3 protein-coding genes are annotated in these 2,919 nt (G+C 27.8%); all 3 read right to left on the reverse strand.

Annotation, left to right across the window (positions count from 1 at the left end; translation table 11 throughout):
- Positions 1 to 393 precede the first annotated feature (393 nt).
- A complete protein-coding gene (locus tag RI76_RS03125; RefSeq protein WP_017192604.1) occupies positions 394 to 558 on the reverse strand; it encodes a hypothetical protein in 165 nt (54 codons plus the stop codon).
- Positions 531 to 1,166, reverse strand: a complete 636-nt coding sequence (locus RI76_RS02635) for a hypothetical protein (protein ID WP_017192605.1) — start codon at positions 1,164 to 1,166, stop codon at positions 531 to 533. Before RI76_RS02635 ends, RI76_RS03125 begins: the two co-directional genes overlap by 28 nt.
- 115 nt (positions 1,167 to 1,281) lie before the next feature.
- On the reverse strand, positions 1,282 to 1,476 hold the full coding sequence (locus RI76_RS02640; RefSeq protein ID WP_017192606.1) for a hypothetical protein: 195 nt from the start codon (positions 1,474 to 1,476) through the stop codon (positions 1,282 to 1,284).
- Positions 1,477 to 2,919 lie beyond the last annotated feature (1,443 nt).

Genomic DNA, 2,919 nt, shown 5'->3' on the forward strand with positions numbered 1-2,919 from the left:
AATAATATTATTATAAAATTTTTTAAAAGTCACAAAAATCAAAAAAGGCACAACAATGAACAATACGAAAAACAAAATCCATTGAGATATTCTTAATATTTTAATTTTTATTTCCATTTTAACTTTTTTTCTAAATTTTTTCGCTTTTTATGTTCTTTTTTAAGTTTTTTTATTTAAGGCTCTGGATAATAAATAGTCCATGCAAAAGCTAAAAAACAAAACAAAACTAACAAAACTGCTCGATTATTCATTTATTTCCTCGCCAAGATGATTAATTACATGTACTTTTTCATTAGGTTCAACATCATATATTAGTTTATTACTTGGTTTAGCGGTTAAAGTTGTATAATCATCTAATTTTATATTTATAGGTTTAGAAGTACAACAATATTTTCAGTTGTTTTTTTTATTATTTTTTTTTTGTAATAATTTAGGTAATTTTTTAGAAAAAGCTTTTATTACTTTAGAACCAGCTACTTTTTTTAAACCTGGTACAGGCATTAAAGTAAAAGCAGTATCTAAGGTACCATTTATAGCTTGTTGTGGATTCTGTTGCACCAAGGATTCCACTCTACATCAAATAAACCCAGAGAAACATCAATAGTAGTGCCAACAATAGGGATAAAACTAATAACATTATGAGAAACATTCCAAACATCATTAAACCAATTGTTGGTTATAAAAGTTAAAAAAGGTTTATCATAGTCAATATAAATACCATCACATAAATAATTTTGTAAACCATTTTCTGTCAAATTTTTTATTTTAGAAAAATTATTATCTAAAACTGAACCAATTGCATGTTCTGGAATTGAACACATAGTTTCTTTTTCATCAATATTTACTTCTATTTTAAAACCTTGAGAACCGTATTTAACTAAAAAATAACCTTTTTCAGTGGGTGTTTTTTCGTTATACCAATGGTTTCTCCATTTTTCATAAGACCAAAACCAAGGACGCCATTCTGAAGGAACTTCCCAGTGTTGTTTATATTTATCAAAATAAAAGTTTTTATTAATTTGAGTTTGCATAGCAACATCGTTATAACAAGTATTATCATAAAAAAAATAAATATTTGTTACATCATTAATCATTTGCTTTAAATCATTTAAAATATAACAATTATTTTTATTTTCTCTTATGCCGCCATCAAAATAAATTCCCAAAAGATTAAAAGGAGCGTCTTTGATAACTGTGTTTAAGTTATTGTTAAATGTAGCATTATAACAAGGAGAAGAATTAAGCTGTAAAGTTTTGTTTAAGTGTTTAGCAGTATAGTTGTTAACTAATTGCTCTTTGGGTAACCAAAGGATAAGGTTGTTCTAATAAAACTAAATGAATTTGAGGCTTTGAGGATTCATTATTTTTTTGAACCAATGCCAATGCTTGATAATTGAATAAAAAGAAAACACTTAATAAAATAAAAAAAGATAAAAAGAAATATTTGAACTTATAATGAAACTTTAATTTTAACATAAAACCTCTTTTTTCTTATTAATTTATTTTTTAATTATCACGATAAATTAACAATGTGTTTTACTATGAATAGATATTACACTGATCCACACGCCACCAAGCCAACAAGTTTCCAATAATTCCGCGATTTTAGATTTCTTCCTTTTGACAGAGTTGACTATTCTAATTTGTTTTAATTCCGTCGAAAGTTTAGAATCGAATAATTTTTAATTTATTTTAATTTTAATTATTCGTTCAATGGCCTTCTCTAGAACCGCCATCAAAATAAACCAGTTAATACGGATGAGACCCAACGAAACGGTACTGAAAGACCACAACTAATTTTTCTACAACAAATACCTTTTAAGAAAAAATTATTTATTAACTTACTATATGGTAACATAAAAAAAATATTTGTCAACCTTTTTTAAAAAATATTTTAAAAATAATGCGCTGTTCCGTTTTTTAATAAAATTTTTGTCTTTAAAATTGTTCTTTCAAACTTGAAATTAAGTAATAATTTTTTAATATTTTTTCAAACCAACAAAACATTTTTGATTAGATGAAAAAGTGTCTAATTTTTTTATAATTTTCTAGTTTCAAAAGATATTTATACTAATATTTTAAATCGTGATAGATTAGATACGTTTCAGAATGGCTCCCTATTACAAACTAGCCCCACACAACGCCGTACGAGCAAGTTTCCAAGTATACGGCATTTATAATATTTCTAGTTTTTGACGATTTAAAGTTTCTTGAATTCGTCTCAATTCTGTTTAAATGCGTAGTTAGTTTTGAAATTTTACTTTCTTTTGATAGCATATAGCCGCCACCTTTCTACGCCCTTAAAATCGAAATATTATTTCCTCTTTCGCCCTATACCATGCTTTCCATGACTTCCTGGTTAGGCGATTATCTTAACTATTCCAGATTAAGTTTTACTCCAACGACTACTATGATTCTGCTTTTTCCTTGGATCCATAAGACTTTTTATCCTCTTATGTTTAGGTTTTAGATGGTTTTAACCTTGATTTTTAGGAAAATCCAAGTTACTCTTATTTGCTACGTGATTCTTTTAGGTACGCTAACCTTAACATTAACTTATGAGTTTGTACCTCCTAAGATAGGTAAATACCGTTTAGCCAGGTAGGTCAAGAAGTTGATATTTAAATCAGATAACTGTTGCCAGTTTGATAATGAAACTAGTCTTACATTTTAACTAGTTTCTTTCTCCTTGCAAATCGTTGTCAGTTCCGTTCGATTTGGCTATCGAATTGCTCCGTTTCTTGCGTTTAGGTCCGTTGCAGGACTTCTCCTTGGAATTCGTTCTTCTTGCGGTCTCATATTGGTTATGGACTTCACCTCAACCCGCTTTTATTCTTTGCTATAATCTATCGTTCTTTCGTTTGATAAACCAAGAATATGAAGTATGTGATTATCACACATTGCAATTCGTTAATTTGC

The organism is Milkweed yellows phytoplasma str. MW1, from assembly GCF_000309485.1.
Classification (GTDB): Bacteria; Bacillota_I; Bacilli_A; order Acholeplasmatales; family Acholeplasmataceae; genus Phytoplasma.